This window comes from Kribbella sp. NPDC050470 (genome assembly GCF_044458365.1).
GTDB lineage: Bacteria > Actinomycetota > Actinomycetes > Propionibacteriales > Kribbellaceae > Kribbella.
Genome location: NZ_JBITHV010000010.1, coordinates 1 through 16,902 on the forward strand (window position 1 = coordinate 1; position 16,902 = coordinate 16,902).

Here is a 16,902-nt window from a genome sequence, read left to right on the forward strand (position 1 = left end):
CTTCATCACGCACCAGACCCCGTCCGAACCGCCAAGACGCCGGACGGCACTCACGCCTGCCCACACTCACCCTTGACTCCCAGCGCGAAAGCTAGACCGGCTCGGGCTCGCGGATGCGCTGGGAGATCACCGACGACACACCGTCTCCGCGCATGGTCACGCCGTACAGCGCGTCGGCGACCTCCATGGTGCGCTTCTGGTGGGTGATGACGAGCAGCTGGCTGTTCTCCCGCAGCTCCTCGTAGATCTCCAGCAGCCGGCCGAGGTTGGTGTCGTCCAGCGCCGCCTCGACCTCGTCGAGGATGTAGAACGGCGACGGCCGGGCCTTGAACAGCGCGACCAGGAAGGCGACCGCGACCAGCGACCGCTCACCACCGGACAGCAGCGACAGCCGCTTCACCTTCTTGCCCGGCGGGCGCGCCTCGACATCGATGCCGGTGGCAAGCATGTCATCCGGGTCGGTGAGCACCAGCCGGCCCTCACCGCCGGGGAACAGCCGGCTGAACACGTGCTGGAAGGCGACCTCGACGTCCCGGTAGGCCTCGGTGAAGACCTGCTCGACCCGCTCGTCGACCTCCTTGACGATGTCCATCAGGTCGCGCCGGGACTTCTTCAGGTCGTCGAGCTGCTCGGACAGGAAGCGGTGCCGCTCCTCCATCGCCTCGAACTCCTCCAGCGCGAGCGGGTTGATCCGCCCGAGCTGGTTCAGTGCCCGCTCGGCCTGCTTGAGCCGCTTCTCCACCTTGGTCCGGTTGAACGGCTCGCCCTCGAGCTCGAGGGTGTTTTCCTCGCCGTCCTTCGGCAGCGGCGGCACCAGCTGGTCCGGGCCGTACTCCGCGACCAGCGCGTCGACCTCGATGCCGAGCTCGCCCAGCGCCTTCTCGTACAGCGCCTCCAGCCGCATCTTCTGCTCGGCCCGCGCCAGCGCGTCCCGGTGCACGGTGTTGGTCAGCTGCTCCAGCTCGGAGCTCAGGTTCCGCGTCGCGGACCGGGCTTGCGCCAGCGCCTGCTCACGGTCCGCTCGCTGGGCCTGGATCGCGGCCCGCTCCGACGCGGCCATCTGCAGGGACGACTCCAGTCGAGCCAGCACGTGACCGGCAGCCAGGTGCACAGCCTGGGCCGCCTCCGCCTGCCTGGCCCTGCGTGCAGCCCGTGCGACCGCCCGCGCCCGAGCCTCGCGCTCCTGCCGCGCTGCGCGCTCCAGCGAGTCCGCACGGCCGGCCAGCGCTCGCGCACGCTCCTCGGTGGTCCGCAGCGCCAGCCGCGCCTCCATCTCGGCCGCCCGTCCCGCCTTGGCCGCGTCGGCCAGGCGGTCGCGCTCGCTGGTGTCCGGCTCGTCGCCGTCCTCGTCGAACTGCTCGGCGTCGGTGAGGCGCTCCTCCAGCTCGGCCAGGCCGGACAGGTTCCGATCGCGCTCCTCCTCGGCCGCCGCGATCGCCTCGGCCATCCGCTGCGCCTCGCCGCGGGACGCCTTGGCCAGCGATCCGAAGTGCGCGAGCTGCTCGGCCACTGCGGCCATCGCCGCGTCCGACTCGTGCAGCCGGGCCAGCGTGATCTCGACGGTGTCCTTCTGCCGCGTCCGCTCGTCCTCGAGAGCCTGCAGTTCGAACCGCAGCCGCTCGCTGCGCGCCGTCGCCTCGGTCAGGTTCTCCGCGGCCTCGTCGACCGCGGACTGCACCTCGATCAGGCTGGGCGCCGCGTCCGAACCGCCGTACGCGAAGTGCGCTCCCAGTACGTCGCCCGCGCGGGTGGTGCAGGTGACGTCGGGCAGGTGCCGGACCAGCGACTGAGCCGCCGGTACGTCGTCGACCACGGCCACCTTCCGCAGCAGTCGCCGCAGCGCGGGCCGCAGGCCGTCCGGGCAGTCCACGACATCAACGGCGTACGACGCTCCGTACGGCAGCTGAGGCCAGGACGTGTAGTCGTCGGTTGGCGCGTCGCCCAGCAGCATCCCGGCGCGGCCGAGATCGTGCTGCTTCAGGTGGCCGACCGCCTCGAGTGCAGCGTCGGTGTGGGTGACTGCGACGGCGTCTGCGGCCTCGCCGAGGGCAGCCGCGATCGCCGTCTCGTAGCCGGTGCGCACGCTCAGCAGCGCCGCCACCGAGCCCATGAGTCCGTTGATCTGCTCGGAGGCGGCCAGCAGGGCGCCGGCGCCGTCCTTGCGGTTCAGACCGAGCTCGAGGGCTTCCTTGCGCGCTGCCAGGCCCGTGCGCTCGCGCTCGGCGTCGCGCTCCTCGGCACGCACCTTGGCGAGCCGCTCGTCCATCTCGTCGAGAACCGCCTGGGCTGCCTCGTACTCCTCGTCGAGACCCCGCTCGCCGGCGTCGAGGCCGGCCACCTGGGTCTCGAGCGCGGTGAAGTCGTGCTGGGCCTTGGCCGCCCGGGCCTCCGCCTCCCGCATGTTGCTGGCGAGCCGGCCGATCTCGGACTCGGCCGCCGAGGCGCGGCTCTTCAGCGCGTTCACCTGACCGGTCAGCCGGGCCAGGCCCTCGCGGCGGTCCGCCGCGGCCCGGATCAGCGCCGCGATCCGGCGCTCCTCCTCGGCCTCCTGCGACTCCAGCTGCTGGCGGCGCTCGACCGCCTCGGCGAGCAGCTCCGAGTGCGCCTCGACCTCGGCCTCGATCTGCGCCTCGGTCTCGCGGACCCGCGCCGCCTCCAGCTCGAGCTCGTCGGGGTCCCGCCCGGCGCGCGGCTCCTCGGCCTCGTCGTTCAGCGACCGGATCCGGTCCGCGGCGATCCGCGCCGTACCTTTGATCTTCTCGCTGAAGCCGGACAGCTGGTACCAGGTGTCCTGGGCCGCCTGCAGGGCCGGCGCGTCCTCGCGCAGCGCGTCCTCCAGCTCGGCCTCGAGCTCCCGGGCCTCTCGCAGCCGGGCCTCGGTCTCGGTCCGGCGCTCGGTCAGCCGTGCCTCGTCCTTGAGCTCGGCCTCCAGCGCGGACTGCGCCTGGACGATGTCGTCGGCGAGCAGCCGGGCCCGGCCGTCGCGGACCTCCGCCTGGATCGTCACCGCGCGGCGCGCCACCTCCGCCTGGCGCCCGAGCGGCTTGAGCTGGCGGCGGATCTCGGTGATCAGGTCCCCGAGCCGGTGCAGGTTGCCCTCGGTGGCCTCCAGCTTCCGGATCGCCTTCTCCTTGCGCTTGCGGTGCTTCAGGACCCCGGCCGCCTCCTCGACGAACCCGCGCCGGCCCTCCGGCGTGGCGCGCAGGATCGAGTCGAGCTGGCCCTGGCCGACGATGACGTGCATCTCGCGGCCGATACCGGAGTCGCTGAGCAGTTCCTGGACGTCGAGCAGCCGGCAGCTCTGGCCGTTGATCTGGTAGTCGGACCCGCCGTTGCGGAACATCGTCCGGCTGATCGTCACCTCGGCGTACTCGATCGGCAGCGCGCCGTCGGTGTTGTCGATGGTCAGCACCACCTCGGCGCGGCCCAGCGGGGCGCGGCCGGAGGTGCCGGCGAAGATGACGTCCTCCATCTTGCCGCCGCGCAGCGACTTCGCGCCCTGCTCGCCCATCACCCAGGCGAGGGCGTCGACGACGTTGGACTTGCCGGAGCCGTTCGGGCCGACGATGCAGGTGATGCCCGGTTCGAAGTTCATCGTCGTGGCCGACGCGAACGACTTGAAGCCTCGGAGCGTCATGCTCTTCAGGTACAAAGCGAAGCTCTCCAACCCGTGAAAGGACAGACGATACCTGGGGAACCGTCGTAACTGCTCGTGACGCTGCCGCTACCCGGGGGAAGTAGTTCCGCTTCGCAGTCTACAAAGACATTCTCGCGAACCGGTGGAGGCCGACCGACAGAATGGCCGGCAATGGCGTGGGCGCTCAACATTCCATGAACATACGGTGTACTTCAGGCAAAAAAGGCGGCGGAGGCCCGGACGGGGGCCACCGCCGTGGTTGTGCGGACGGTAGAGATGGAACTCTGTGTCTGCGGCTCGGGTCCTCAGACCGAAGCGGGGGCGCGCAGAGCCTCGTCGACAGTGAGCAGTCGGCCTTCGTGGACCTGTGCGACGAGGTGGTCGTTCTCTGCCTGCAGGCGCATCACGTGCGCCTCCAGATCGGCGACACGCCGGTTGAGCAGTCGAACCTGCTCCAGCATGCGCGGGTCAGTGCCTCCAAGGTGCCCTAGAAGAGCCTTGGCCATTGTGCTGTCCTCCGGAAGGGTTCTGGCCTGTGAGCGCCCCTGGTCCACGGAGCGCCGAAACAAATAATGTGTGCCGTCTTTCAGGGTGACACCGGTGGGCCCGACGGTCAACCTAGGCCCACACTCTTTAACGATACCTCTCTACCAGCGGACGTGCCGCGGGACCGGCTGGCACTTCGGGCAGCGGTACGACGAACGGTTCATGAACGGCTCGCGCCGGATCGGCCGGCCGTCGCGCGGGCACGGCGAACCCTCTTGCCCGTAGACGTTCAGGCCGCGTTCGAAGTAGCCGGACTCTCCGTTCACGTTGACGTACAGGGCGTCGAAGCTGGTCCCGCCGACGTCGAGCGCCGCGGCCATCACCTCGTGCGCGTGCCGGAGAATCTCCTTTGCCTGAACGGGTTTCAGCGTTTCGGTGGCGCGCGCGTAGTGCAACTTGGCGCGCCACAACGCTTCGTCGGCGTAGATGTTGCCGATCCCGCTGACCACGTTCTGATCCAGCAGCGCCCGTTTCAGGCCGGTCCTGCGGCGCCGGATCGCGGCCCCCGCGGCGTCCAGGTCGAACAGAGGATCGAACGGGTCCCGGGCGATGTGGGCGATCTCGGGGGGTAACTCAGCGCCACCGTCGGAGTACGACAGACCACCGAACATCCGCTGGTCCACAAACCGGACCTCTCCGCCGTCGTCGGCGAACCGGAACCGGACCCGCAGGTGCGGCTCGTCCGGCGCGCCGACCGGCTGGACCCGGAACTGGCCGCTCATTCCGAGGTGGGTGAGCACCGCGTCCCCGGACTCCAGCGGCAGCCACAGGTACTTGCCGCGGCGGGCCGGCTCGGCGAACACCTGGCCCTTGAGCCGGGCCACGAAGTCGTCCGGCCCGGCGGCATGACGCCGTACCGGGCGGGGGTGCAGGACCTCGACGGCGTCGATGGTCCGGCCGGTGGTGAACTGCGCCAGCCCGCGGCGAACGACCTCTACCTCCGGAAGCTCGGGCACCTCAGGCTTGCGAGGGGTCCGTGCTGTCGGGGTGCGCGGCGCGCAGCGCCTTCCAGGCGGTCTCGGCGGCCTGCTGCTCGGCTTCCTTCTTGCTCCGGCCGATGCCGTGGCCGTAGGTGTCGGAGCCGATCCGGACCCGCGCCTCGAACGTCTTGGCGTGGTCCGGGCCGGACTCGGCGATCACGTACTCCGGGACGCCGACGCCGAGCTGGGCGACCAGCTCCTGCAGCGAGGTCTTCCAGTCCAGGCCGGCGCCGAGCCGGGCCGAGGACTCCATCAGGTCGTCGAACAGCTTGTGCACGACCTGGCCGGCGGTCTCGAACCCGCGGTCCAGGTAGACGGCGCCGATCAGCGCCTCGACGCAGTCCGCCAGGATCGACGACTTGTCCCGCCCGCCGGTCGCTTCCTCGCCCCGGCCGAGCCGCAGGTACTTGCCCAGCTTGAGCTCACGGGCGACCCCGGCCAGCGCGCGCATGTTGACCACGGCGGCACGCAGCTTGGCCAGCCGGCCCTCGGACAGGTCCGGATGGTTGCGGAACAACGACTCCGTGACGATGACGCCGAGGACGGAGTCCCCCAGGAACTCCAGTCGCTCGTTCGTCGGCAGCCCGCCGTTCTCGTACGCGTACGAGCGGTGGGTGAAGGCGTGCTCCAGTAAGTTGTCAGCCAGCGATACGCCGAGCCGCTGGTTCAGCTCGGCGTAGAGCCCCGTTTCGTTGGCAGAGTTCACTGGGTTGGTGCCGTTTAGCTCTCGACGACCTGGCGACGCTCGCCCTTGGCGCCGTACTGGCCGCAGGTCGGGCAAACGGTGTGCGGCAGGTGCTTCGCGCGGCAGGCGGGGTTCACGCAGGTGACCAGCGACGGGGCAGTGGTCTTCCACTGGGCCCGGCGGCTGCGGGTGTTGCTGCGCGACATCTTCCGCTTCGGAACGGCCACGGTTATGACTCCTCGGTTCGGCCGGGGGCTGGTGGACCCGGCCGGCTGGCTGACGTGATGATCGGTATCTAGTTGTCCTGCGGTCGTTCGTCCTGCTGGAGCAGGCCGCTGAGCGCGGCCCAGCGCGGGTCGACCGCCTCCTCGTGCTTGTGGCCGGGCTCGTCCGCCAGGCGCACCCCGCAGTCGGGGCACAGTCCCGGACAGTCGTCCGTACACAAGGGCTGGAAGGGCAGCGCGAGCACCACCTGGTCCCTCAGCACCGGCTCGAGGTCGATCAGATCGCCCTCCATCCGGCTGGCCTCGTCCGGTTCGGCTTCGCTCTCCGGGTAGACGTACAGCTCCTGGACGTCAGCGAGGAACTCGTCCTCGATATCGACCAGGCACCGCGCGCACTCCCCGACCAGACGACCGCGGGCCGTTCCGGTGACGAGCACCCCTTCGACAACCGACTCCAGCCGTAGATCGAACTGGATCGGATCGCCTTCGGGGACGCCGATCACGTCGATTCCGAGATCTGCCGGCGCCGGTGCCGTGAAGGTGACTTCGCGCTGGGACCCGGCGCGGCGTGTCAGCTCGTGCGTGTCGATCACGAGTGGGGACCGCGGGTCCAAGACGCTCAGGACATCCCTTTCAAGGCGTGGGCAGGCAAGATCTCGGTCTCGTCGAGACCGGTGGTCAACATTACCAACTCCGCGGCCCGTCGCCCAATTCGGGGTGATTTTAGAGTTTCTTCAGTAACCGAGCGTGAACGGACGGCGGCACGAAGGCGACGACGTCACCACCCAGCCTGGCGATCTCCTTGACCCAACTCGAGGAGATGAACGCGTTCTCCGACCGGGTCGGCAGGAAAGCGGTGTCCACTCCGGTCATGGCGTGGTTCAGCTGCGCCATCTGCAGCTCGTAGTCGTAGTCCGCGGCCGAACGCAGGCCCTTGACGATCACGCCGGCGCCCTCGGCCCGGCAGTAGTCGACCAGCAGGCCCTCGAAGCTGCCGACCCGGACGTTGCCGAACGGCGCGGTCAGCTCGGTGAGCATCTCCAGCCGTTCCTCCGGGCTGAACAGCCGGTTCTTCGACTGGTTCACCCCGGCGGCCACGATCACCTCGCCGAACGCGGCCGACGCCCGGGCGATGATGTCGAGATGCCCGTTGGTGGGCGGGTCAAATGTCCCCGGAAAGACCGCCGTGCTCATGGCGGTGACCGTACCAAAGCCGGGCCTCGCCGTACTTGCGGTCCCGCAGCGCGGCGAACCCGTCCGGCCATTCCCACGGCTCGCGCTTCCCGCGCTCGACCACGACCACCGCGTCCTCGGCCAGCCAGCCGCCCTCGGCCAGCGAGGTCAGCACGTCCTGCACCTCGGCCGTCTCCAGCTGGTACGGCGGGTCGGCGTAGACGAGATCGAAGGGTCCCTGGGCCCCACCTGCCGCGACTTTCTCGACCGGACGCGTGAGCACGGTTGCCCCGGGCAGGCCGACGACGCGGACGTTCGCCGTGATCACCTCGGCGGCCCGCCGGTCCGACTCGACCAGGACGACCCGCGCGGCTCCCCGGGACAGTGCCTCGAGCCCGATCGCCCCGGACCCCGCGTACAGGTCGAGCACCGCGAGCCCGTCGAAGCTGCCGAACTCCGACTCCAGCGACGAGAACAGCGCCTCCCGGACCCGGTCCGCGGTCGGCCGCGTCCCCGTCCCCGGAGGCACGGCGATCCGCCGCCCGCGGGCCGCTCCCCCGACAATCCGCGTCACGTCTTCTCCAGGTACTCAGTCGTCTCCGACTCCAGCGCGCTCCGGACGAACGACCTGAGCGCCGGGTACTCGGCCAGCTCCGCGTCCACCGAGACGATCGAGTTGGCCACGTGCCGCGCGGCGAAGATGACGTCCTCGTCCCGCAGCACGCTGAGCAGCTTCAGGCTGCTCCGCCGCCCGGACTGCGCGACGCCCAGTACGTCGCCCTCGCGCCGGGTCTCGAGGTCGATCCGGGACAGCTCGAACCCGTCGGTCGTGGACGCGACGGCGTCCAGGCGCCCGTATGACTTCGATCCGGCCCACTGGTCGGTCACCAGCAGGCACAGCCCCGGCACCCGGCCCCGGCCGACCCGCCCGCGCAGCTGGTGCAGCTGCGAGATGCCGAACCGGTCGGCGTCCATGATCACCATCGTCGAGGCGTTCGGTACGTCGACGCCGACCTCGATCACCGTGGTCGCGATCAGCACGTCGACCTCGCCTGCCGCGAACCGCGACATCACCGCGTCCTTCTCGTCGGCCGGCAGCCGGCCGTGCAGGATCTCCACCCGCAGGTCGTGCAGGATCTCGGCCAGCGCCTCGGACACCTGCAGCACCGAGATCGGCGGCCGGGCCTGCTTCTTCGGCCCGTCGCCATCGTCGTCACCGGCGACGAACTCGCCCTCCTCGTCAGCGGCGTTTTTCACGTCGTCGCCGATCCGCGGGCAGACGACGTACGCCTGGTGGCCCTTGCCGACCTCTTCGCGGACCCGCTGCCAGGCCCGCTGCAGCCAGTCCGGCTTCTCCTTGGCAGGGACCACGGACGACTGGATCGGCGACCGCCCGGCGGGCAGCTCGGTCAGCGTCGACACGGCGAGGTCGCCGAACACGGTCATCGCCACGGTCCGCGGGATCGGGGTCGCGGTCATCACCAGCACGTGCGGGGTGTTGTCGCCCGACTTCGTGCTCAGCGCGGCCCGCTGCTCGACGCCGAACCGGTGCTGCTCGTCCACGACCACGAGGCCGAGGTCCGCGAACTGCACCTTGTCCTCGAGCAGCGCATGCGTGCCGACCACGATCCCCGCGGCCCCGCTGGCCGCGTCGAGCATCGCCGTACGGCGGGCTGCCGCGCCGAGCGACCCGGTCAGCAGGCCGACCCGCGTCGCCCGCTCCGCGCCGCCGAGCATGCCCTCCTCGGCCAGGTCGCCGAGCATCTTGGTGAGTGTCTTGTGGTGCTGGGTGGCGAGGACCTCGGTCGGGGCGAGCAGGACGGCCTGGCCGCCGGAGTCCACCACGGACAGCATCGCCCGCAGCGCGACCACGGTCTTGCCAGAGCCGACCTCGCCCTGCAGCAGCCGGTGCATCGGGTGCGGCCGGGCCAGGTCCGCGAAGATCTCCTCGCACACCTCGGACTGCCCCTCGGTGAGCGTGAACGGCAGCCGCTGGTCGAACTCGTCCAGCATGCCGCCCTCGGTCCGCGGCCGCGGTACGGCGTTGAGCGCGTCGGTGACCGCCCGGCGCTGGGCCAGGATCGTCTGCATCACCAGCGCTTCCTCGAACCGGAACCGGTGCTGGGCGTCGCGGATGTCCTTCTCGGTGTCCGGCAGGTGCACCTTCTGCAGTGCCTCGCGCAGCCCGAGCAGCTTCTCGTTGCGCAGGATCAGGTCCGGGATCGGGTCGTCCACAGCGTCGTCCAGGCTGTCCAGGACGATCTTGATCGACCGCTCGATCGTTGCAGTCGGCAACTTGGCGGTGGCCGGGTAGAGCGGCCGGAACGGCCGGGCCCGGCGTTCGATCTCGGCCTCGGTCAGGTCCTCGTCGTCGAGGATCTCGGTGCCCGGGCTCTTCAGCTGCATGATGTCGCGGAACATCGTCACCTCGCCCCAGAACAGGGCGGCGGTGCCTGGTGTCAGCTTGGTCGCCAGCCATGGCTGGTTGAAGAAGGCCAGCTCCAGGTCGCGGCGGCCGTCGGTGACGACGACCTTGGTCAGCGTCCGGCGCCGGGCCCACTTCTGGACGTCGGTGAGCGGGATCTCGGCCTTGGTGTCGAGCGACCGGACGGTGACCTTCTTGACCCGGCCGTTCACGGTGGCCTGGTCGCCGACCTCGAGCTCGTCGAACGGAGTCAGCTCGCCCTTCTTCAGGTAGCGGCGCGGGTAGTGCCGCAGCAGCTCCCCGACCGTCTCCAGGCCGAGCACCTCCGCGAAGGTCTTGGCCGTCCTGGCGCCGAGGAAGTCGCGGAGCTTCCGCTCCATGTCCGTCTTCATTCCACCCCGATCAGCAGCGGGTACCTGTCCTGACCTCCGTCGTACACCACGACATCGACATCTTTGCGGTTCCGCCGGACGTGCCGCTCCACCGCGACCACCAGACCGGGCTGGGCGTCCCGCCCGGTGACGATCGTGAGCAGCTCGCCACCGCCGCCGAGCAGCCGGTCGACCACGCCGATCGCGGCGTCCTCGAGGTCCTCGGTGATCAGCGCGAAGTCGCCGTCGACGACGCCCAGCGCGTCGCCGGTCCGGCACATCCCGGCCATCGTCCAGGCGTCCTTCACCGCGATCGTGACCGCGCCGTGCCGAGTCTGGCCGGCAGCGGCGGACTGGTGCACGACGTCGTCGTCGAAGCTGCGCTCAGGGTCGTGTACGGCGATCGCCGCCAGCCCCTGGACCTGCGCCCGGGTCGGGATCACGGCGACCCGGATCCCGTCCTGCCGGGCCGCGGTGGCGGCGGCCTCGGCGACCGCGATCGAATCCTTGTCGTTCGGCAGCAGCACGATCTCGGGCGCCTGCGACGTCTCGATCGCCTGGAGCAGCTCACCGGTCGAGCAGCGCCGGCCCGGGCCGCCCATGATGGTGTGCGCGCCCGCCTCGGTAAACAGCGCGGCCAACCCTTCGCCGGCCACGACGGCGATCACCGCGCGGCCCGGGGCCGGCTCGTGGTGGTGGGCCTGGTCGGCGAAGTGGGTGACCCGGATCCGGTGCGGCCGGCCGATGTCGATGCCCTGCTCGATCGCGGCGCCCACGTCGTCGGTGTGGACGTGCACGTTCCACAGCCCGTCGCCGCCGACGACCACGACGGAGTCGCCCAGCCCGGCCAGGAGCTGCCGGAAGTCGCCGACCTTGTCGTCCGGCGCGTCCAGCAGGTACATCACCTCGTACGCCGGTCCGTCCTGGCTCTCGGCGCTCTCCCCCTGCGGCTCCACCCGCGCCGGTACGTCGACCCGCACGTGTCGCCCGGTCAGCACCGACTCCATCGCGCCGAGGATGACGACCAGGCCGGCTCCCCCGGCGTCCACCACGCCCGCACGCCGCAGTACGTCGAGCTGTTCGGTCGTCCTGGTGAGCGCCTGCCGGGCGGAGGCGACCGCGGCCAGGCAGACGTCGGCCAAGCTCTTGCCGTCGTTGGCGGCCGTCATCGCCCCGCTTGCCCCGGCCCTGGCGACGGTGAGCATGGTGCCCTCGACCGGCTGTGCGACTGCGCCGTACGCGGCGTCAGCGGCGTACCGCAGCGCGTCGGCGAAGGCGACGGCCTCGCTCATCCGCGGATCTGCCAGTACGGCGTTCCCGTCGGCGTCCGGGTGTCGCGGCAGGTTCTCGGCCAGCCGGAGGCCGAAGGCGCGGACGAGTTGGGAGGTGATGACGCCGGAGTTGCCGCGCGCGCCGAGCAGGGCGCCGCGGCCGAAGGCCTGGACCGCCTCGACGAAGGTCAGCTCACCGGCGGGCAGCGCGTCGCAGGCGGCCTCCCAGGTGAGGTAGAGGTTCGTCCCGGTGTCACCGTCCGGGACCGGGTACACGTTCAGCTCGTCGATCTCGGTCCGCGCCCGGCCCAGCTCGGCCAGCGCGGTCCGAGCCCAGGCCCGCAACACCTCGACGCTCAGTTCCTCCACGCCCGGAAGGCTAACCGGTCGCCTTACCATGTGCTGTGCTCTCCCCGATCTTGTTCTCGGTTGCCGCTGACAGTTACGAGTGGGCGGTGCGGGAGATCCGGGCCGAGTTCGGCCGGGAGGTGCGGATCGAGCGGGTCAGCGGCGATCTCGGGCGTGTCGCCGGACCGCCGGTCGCGGAGCTGGCCGCGGCGTGCGACGCCGGCCGGATCATCTTCGTCCGGCACCTGACCACGGAGGTGGCGAGCTTCGAGGAGCTGCCGCCCGACTACGAGCTCGCCGACCTGGTGCTGGGCGAGCTGCCCGACTACCCGAAGGCGCTCGCCGTTCAGGCCTGGACCGACGGAGCGGGCACCGGTGGCTCCTACTACCACCGGCTGCACGACGCGCTCGCGGATCGTGGGGTGACGGTCACCCGATCCGGTCAGGAGGTGGTCATCTCCTGCTTCGCGGGCCGCCGGGGCATCCTGCTGGGCGTCAACCGCCGCGAGCACAGCCTGTCGGACTGGCCGGGTGGCCGGATGCGGCTGGCTCGCTCGGACGACCGGGTGTCGCGCTCGGAGTTCAAGCTGGAGGAGGCGATCGCCACCTTCGGGCTGGAACTGCCGGCCGGCGGGAAGGCAGTCGATCTGGGTGCCTCGCCGGGCGGCTGGACCCGGATTCTGCGGCTGCACGGGCAGGAGGTGTGGTCGGTGGACCCGGGTGCGCTGGACCCGCGGCTGCGCGGCGACCGCCGGATCCACCACGCGGCGACGACGGCCGGGCGGTTCTTCGCGGAGAACCGGGTCCGCTTCGACGTCGTGGTCAACGACATGCGGATGGATCAGGTGATGAGCGCCCGGATGATGGTCGACGCGGCGGCACACCTGCGCCGGGGCGGGCTCGCGGTAGTCACGCTGAAGGGTGGCGGGAAGAACCCGCTGGACGGGGCGCGGCGTGGGATGGACGTGCTGCGGCAGGAGTACGCCGTACTGCACGCTCGGCAACTGCATCACAACCGCAACGAGATCACGGTGGTGGCCAGACACGAATAGGCGCCCGGGATGATCCCGGGCGCCTGTTCAGGCCCTACAACGGAGAAAGCTGGGGGTCAGCCGACGACGCGCTGGACCTTGCCGGCCTTGATGCAGGACGTGCAGACCTTCAGGCGGGTCGGGGTGCCCTTGATGAGCGCCCGGACCGGCTGGATGTTGGGGTTGAACCGCCGGGGCGTGCGAGCCTTGACCCGGCGGATCATCGCGCCCTTACCCAGGCGGGCAACGTTGTTGCCGAACGTCGGCTGCTTGCCGCAGACATCGCACTTCTTAGACATGATTCTCCGTGTTCAGGGTCGTGACACCGACAGACCATGTTACATGGGCGTCTGCGCACGACCAATTCGGCTCAGGACGTGGTTCAGCTGCTGGTTCAGGCTGTGAGCCAAGCCACTTCCTCGTCGGTGAGGTCCACCGACAACCCCGGCATCGAGGTCCTGGTCTCGCTGATGTGCCGCGGCCCGATCAGCGGGAACACCGGGTACGGCTGGTGCAGCAACCAGGCTAGCGCGATCGCGGTCGGCTCGACGCCCTTGGCGGCGGCGAGCTCCCGGGCGCGGTCGAGCCGCTGGAAGTTCTCGTCGGAGTAGAAGCAGCGGACCAGTTCCTCGTCCGAGCGGTCCTCGGGCTTGGCCCGTCCGGTGAAGAACCCGCGGGCCTGGCTGGACCACGGGAACAGCGCGACCTGCCGGTCCCGCAGCCACGCCTGCGACTCGTCGTCGGCGACGTGCCGGCAGCCCTTCCACGGTACGTCGTACGCCCGGGCGAGGCTGAGGTGGTTGCTCAGCAGGGTGAACGGCTGCTTGCCGTTCGCCTCGGCGTACGCGTTGGCCTCGTCGAACCGCGCGGTGGACCAGTTGGAACCGCCGTACGCCTTGATCCGGCCGGCCTTGAAGTGCTCGTCCAGGACGTCGACGAACTCGCCGACCGCGATCTGCTCGTTGTCGCGGTGCATCAGGTAGAGGTCGACGTGGTCGGTCTGCAGCCGCTCGAGGCTCTCGTGCAACTGCCGGGTGATCGACTCGGGGTCGCAGTGCGGGGTGTGCGCGCCCTTGCCGATGACAACGACCTGGTCGCGGTTGCCGCGCGAGGTGATCCACTGGCCGAGCAGCTTCTCGCCGCGTCCGCCGCCGTAGATGTAGGCGGTGTCGAACGTCGTACCGCCGCGCTCGACGAAGTCGTCGAACATCGCCGCGGCGTGGGTCAGCGTCTGCTGGTTGTCCACGCCCATGACGAGCCTGGACACGTCCTTGTCCAGGCCGGGCACGCGGCCGTACTTCATCGGGGCGTCGGCGCGTCTGGCGAGCGGCCGTCCGGTCGCGGTCGGGATGATCGCGTCGTCCCGCTCGCTCGCGTACTGCTGCCCGATCGCCTTGCGCCACTCGTCCTGGACGGTCAGGTTGCCGAGCGTGTCGGCCCAGCTCATCTCGGGCGCCTGCCGGAGCTCGATCGCGGCCGCGACCGCCTCGGCCTCGGCGGCGTAGATGAGGGCGGGGTCGGCGGAGATGTCGCGCGGCTCCTCCCCCACCTTGTGCAGGGTGACGTGGGTCGGCTCGCCGTCGCCGCCGAACCACGGGTCCTCGACGACGAGGTAGCCCTCGCTGCCGTAGATCCGGACCTGGTTGGCGTCGCGGAGCCGGACGCCGGTGCTCACCTGGGCGGTCACGCCGCCCTCGAAGAACAGCGTGGCGACCGACCACTTGTCGGCGCCGGTCTCGCCGACGTGCCCGACCGCGGTCACCGCGGCCGGGTCGGCGAACGGCTGCCCGGTGGCGGCGCCGGCGATCAGCCGGGCCATCGAGACCGGGTAGCCGCCGACGTCGAGGATGCCGCCGCCGGCCAGCTCGTCGGCGAAGATCCGGCTCTCCGGCCGGTACGACGAGGCGAACGCGAAGGTGGCCTGGATCTGGTGGACGGTGCCGAGCTCGCCGTCGCGGACCAGCTGGGCGATCAGCTTGGTCTGCGGCAGGCAGCGGTACATGTACGCCTCCATCAGGAAGACGTCGTTGGCGACCGCGGCCTCGATCATCGCCTCGGCCCAGGCCTTGTTGATCGCCAGCGGCTTCTCGCACAGCACGTGCTTGCCGGCCTCGGCGGCCTTGATCGCCCACTCCGGGTGCATCGGGTGCGGCGTGGCGATGTACACCGCGTCCACGGTCTCGTCGGCGAGCAGGTCGTCGTACGAGCCGTGCCGGTTCTGGATGTCGTACTTGTCCGCGAAGGCTCCTGCCGAGTCGATGGAGCGGCTGCCGACGGCGACGACCGTGTTGGCCGCCGACGTCGGCACCTGGCTCGCGAACCGGGACGCGATGTTCCCGGTCCCGATGATTCCCCAGCGGAGGGTGGTGTCAGTCAAGAGGTGTCCCGTTCGGTTGAGGGGTCAGAACTTCATGGCGCCGGCGGCGATGTCGGCGATGAAGTGGCGTCCACCGATGATGAAGACGCCGATGAGTGGGATCACACTCATCAAAGCACCCGCCATCACCATGGAGTAGTCGGTTCCGTAGATGCCGTTCAGCTGCTGCAGGGCGACCTGGAGCGGCAGCTTGTTCGGGTCGGTCATCACGATCAACGGCCATAGGTAGTCGTTCCAGACGTTGATGAAGGTGAAGATGCCCAGGAACGCCAGGCCGGGGCGCAGGACCGGGATGCCGACGGTGAGGTACTGGCGGAAGAAGCCGGCGCCGTCGACCTTGGCGGCCGAGATGAGCTCGTCGGGGATGGCGCCCTTGGCGTACTGGCGCATCCAGAAGATGCCGAACGCGTTCGCCGCGCCGGGGATGATGAGCGCCTTCAGCGACCCGATCCAGCCGAACTCGGCCAGCGTCACGAACTGCGGCACCAGCGACAGCTGGGCCGGGATCATGAACGTTGCCAGCAGCAACCCGAACAGCCAGTTGCGGCCGGGGAACTCGTACTTGGCGAACGCGAAGGCGGCCAGCGAGTCGAAGAACAGCACCAGCACGGTGACCGCCAGCGAGACGATCAGCGTGATCAGCATCGAGCCGAAGAAGTCGATGTTGTCGAGCACCTTGCCCATGTTCTCGAACAGGTGCGAGCCGATCACGAGTTTCGGCGGGTAGCTGAAGATGTCCGGTGTGGTGTTGGAGGCCATCACGACCATCCAGTAGAACGGGAAGATCGACAGCACGACGCCGAACATCAGCACGACGTGGCTGACGATGTTGCGGGTCCGGTCAGCTCGCATCGGCGTTCTCCTTCGCGTTGCGGCGGGCGACGCGCCGGCCGATCCGGTCCTCGCCACCGCCGATCAGCCGCCAGTTGATGATGCTGAACAGCACGATCAGGATGAACAGCGCCCAGCCGATCGCGGCGCCGTACCCGAACTGGTTGTCCAGGAACGCGCTCTCGTACAGGTACGACACGATCGTCGTCCCGGCTCCGCCCGGGCCGCCGGTGTCACCCAGCAGCACCTGGGACTCGGTGAAGATCTGCAGGCCGCCGATGGTCGAGGTGACCGCGGTGAACAGGATCACCGGGCGCAGCAGCGGAACCGTGATCCGCCAGAACGTCTGCCGTGGTGAGGCGCCGTCGACCTTGGCGGCCTCGTACACGTCGTTCGAGATCGCCTGCAGGCCGGCCAGGAAGATGATCGCGTTGTAGCCGACCCAGCGCCAGGTGACGATGGTGGCGATCGCGATCTTGATCCCCCACGGCTGGGTGAGCCACTCGATCTTGGTCAGCCCGATGGACTGCAGGAAGGCGTTCAGCAGGCCGAAGTTGTTGCTGAAGATCGAGCCGAACACCATCGTGACAGCGACGATCGAGGTGACGTTCGGGACGAAGTACGCGATCCGGTAGAAGCTGCGGAACCGGGTCGCGTTGTGCAGCGCGTTGGCGATCACCAGCGCCAGCAGCAGCATCGGCACGGTCGAGAGCACCCAGATGATCAGAGTGTTGCCGATCGACTGCCAGAACTTCGGGTCGCCGAGCAGGTAGTTGTACTGCTCCAGCCCGACCCACGTCATCTGGCCGATGCCGTCCCAGGAGTGGAACGAGATCCAGATCGAGAACAGCACCGGGAAGGCGCCGAACACCGCGAACAGGATGAAGAACGGCGAGATCGCGGCGTACTGCGGCAGTGCCTGGCGGTACTTGCCGGGTGGTTTCTGGCCGGGGTCCTTGGTGGTGCTGATCGTGGCCGGGAGTGTCTTGCTGGTCACTGCCAT

General features: G+C 69.8%; 15 protein-coding genes. 1 reads left to right on the top strand and 14 read right to left on the bottom strand.

The window, feature by feature from the left end:
• Window positions 1-91: 91 nt before the first annotated feature.
• The 10 genes from smc to ACIBGM_RS29235 form a co-directional block, all read right to left on the bottom strand.
• Window positions 92-3,652, bottom strand: coding sequence for a chromosome segregation protein SMC (smc, locus tag ACIBGM_RS29190; RefSeq protein WP_396387581.1), 3,561 nt, complete (start codon window positions 3,650-3,652; stop codon window positions 92-94).
• Window positions 3,653-3,942: 290 nt separating this feature from the next.
• Complete coding sequence (locus ACIBGM_RS29195) at window positions 3,943-4,098, bottom strand: hypothetical protein (RefSeq protein WP_233712037.1); 156 nt, start codon at window positions 4,096-4,098, stop codon at window positions 3,943-3,945.
• A 186-nt stretch (window positions 4,099-4,284) separates the two neighbouring features.
• Window positions 4,285-5,139 carry a bifunctional DNA-formamidopyrimidine glycosylase/DNA-(apurinic or apyrimidinic site) lyase gene (gene mutM / locus ACIBGM_RS29200; protein WP_360533950.1) on the bottom strand — a complete coding sequence of 285 codons (855 nt, stop codon included), beginning with the start codon at window positions 5,137-5,139 and terminating at the stop codon, window positions 4,285-4,287.
• 1 nt (window position 5,140) lies between these two features.
• A complete protein-coding gene (gene rnc, locus ACIBGM_RS29205) occupies window positions 5,141-5,869 on the bottom strand; it encodes a ribonuclease III (RefSeq protein WP_360533953.1) in 729 nt (242 codons plus the stop codon).
• Window positions 5,870-5,883: 14 nt separating this feature from the next.
• Entirely contained in the window at window positions 5,884-6,075 is a 192-nt protein-coding gene (gene rpmF, locus ACIBGM_RS29210) for a 50S ribosomal protein L32 (protein WP_360533956.1), read from the bottom strand.
• A gap of 68 nt (window positions 6,076-6,143) precedes the next feature.
• Entirely contained in the window at window positions 6,144-6,665 is a 522-nt protein-coding gene (locus ACIBGM_RS29215) for a YceD family protein (RefSeq protein WP_360533959.1), read from the bottom strand.
• A gap of 130 nt (window positions 6,666-6,795) precedes the next feature.
• Entirely contained in the window at window positions 6,796-7,266 is a 471-nt protein-coding gene (gene coaD, locus ACIBGM_RS29220; RefSeq protein WP_360533962.1) for a pantetheine-phosphate adenylyltransferase, read from the bottom strand.
• A complete protein-coding gene (gene rsmD, locus ACIBGM_RS29225; protein ID WP_360533964.1) occupies window positions 7,235-7,819 on the bottom strand; it encodes a 16S rRNA (guanine(966)-N(2))-methyltransferase RsmD in 585 nt (194 codons plus the stop codon). Before rsmD ends, coaD begins: the two co-directional genes overlap by 32 nt.
• Window positions 7,816-10,062, bottom strand: coding sequence for an ATP-dependent DNA helicase RecG (gene recG, locus ACIBGM_RS29230; RefSeq protein WP_396387333.1), 2,247 nt, complete (start codon window positions 10,060-10,062; stop codon window positions 7,816-7,818). Before recG ends, rsmD begins: the two co-directional genes overlap by 4 nt.
• Entirely contained in the window at window positions 10,059-11,681 is a 1,623-nt protein-coding gene (locus tag ACIBGM_RS29235; protein WP_396387334.1) for a DAK2 domain-containing protein, read from the bottom strand. Before ACIBGM_RS29235 ends, recG begins: the two co-directional genes overlap by 4 nt.
• 35 nt (window positions 11,682-11,716) lie before the next feature.
• On the opposite strand from ACIBGM_RS29235, the gene ACIBGM_RS29240 reads away from it, so the two are divergent.
• Window positions 11,717-12,712 (top strand): SAM-dependent methyltransferase, encoded by a 996-nt coding sequence (locus ACIBGM_RS29240; protein ID WP_396387335.1) that lies wholly within the window; start codon window positions 11,717-11,719, stop codon window positions 12,710-12,712.
• Between the two features lie 56 nt (window positions 12,713-12,768).
• Here the strand turns inward: ACIBGM_RS29240 and rpmB are convergent, their stop codons facing one another.
• The 4 genes from rpmB to ACIBGM_RS29260 form a co-directional block, all read right to left on the bottom strand.
• A complete protein-coding gene (rpmB, locus tag ACIBGM_RS29245) occupies window positions 12,769-12,990 on the bottom strand; it encodes a 50S ribosomal protein L28 (RefSeq protein ID WP_131355194.1) in 222 nt (73 codons plus the stop codon).
• A gap of 95 nt (window positions 12,991-13,085) precedes the next feature.
• Window positions 13,086-15,068 (bottom strand): aldo/keto reductase, encoded by a 1,983-nt coding sequence (locus tag ACIBGM_RS29250; protein WP_396387336.1) that lies wholly within the window; start codon window positions 15,066-15,068, stop codon window positions 13,086-13,088.
• Window positions 15,069-15,092: 24 nt separating this feature from the next.
• Window positions 15,093-15,920 (bottom strand): carbohydrate ABC transporter permease, encoded by an 828-nt coding sequence (locus ACIBGM_RS29255; RefSeq protein ID WP_360533978.1) that lies wholly within the window; start codon window positions 15,918-15,920, stop codon window positions 15,093-15,095.
• Window positions 15,910-16,902 carry a carbohydrate ABC transporter permease gene (locus ACIBGM_RS29260; RefSeq protein ID WP_396387337.1) on the bottom strand — a complete coding sequence of 331 codons (993 nt, stop codon included), beginning with the start codon at window positions 16,900-16,902 and terminating at the stop codon, window positions 15,910-15,912. Before ACIBGM_RS29260 ends, ACIBGM_RS29255 begins: the two co-directional genes overlap by 11 nt.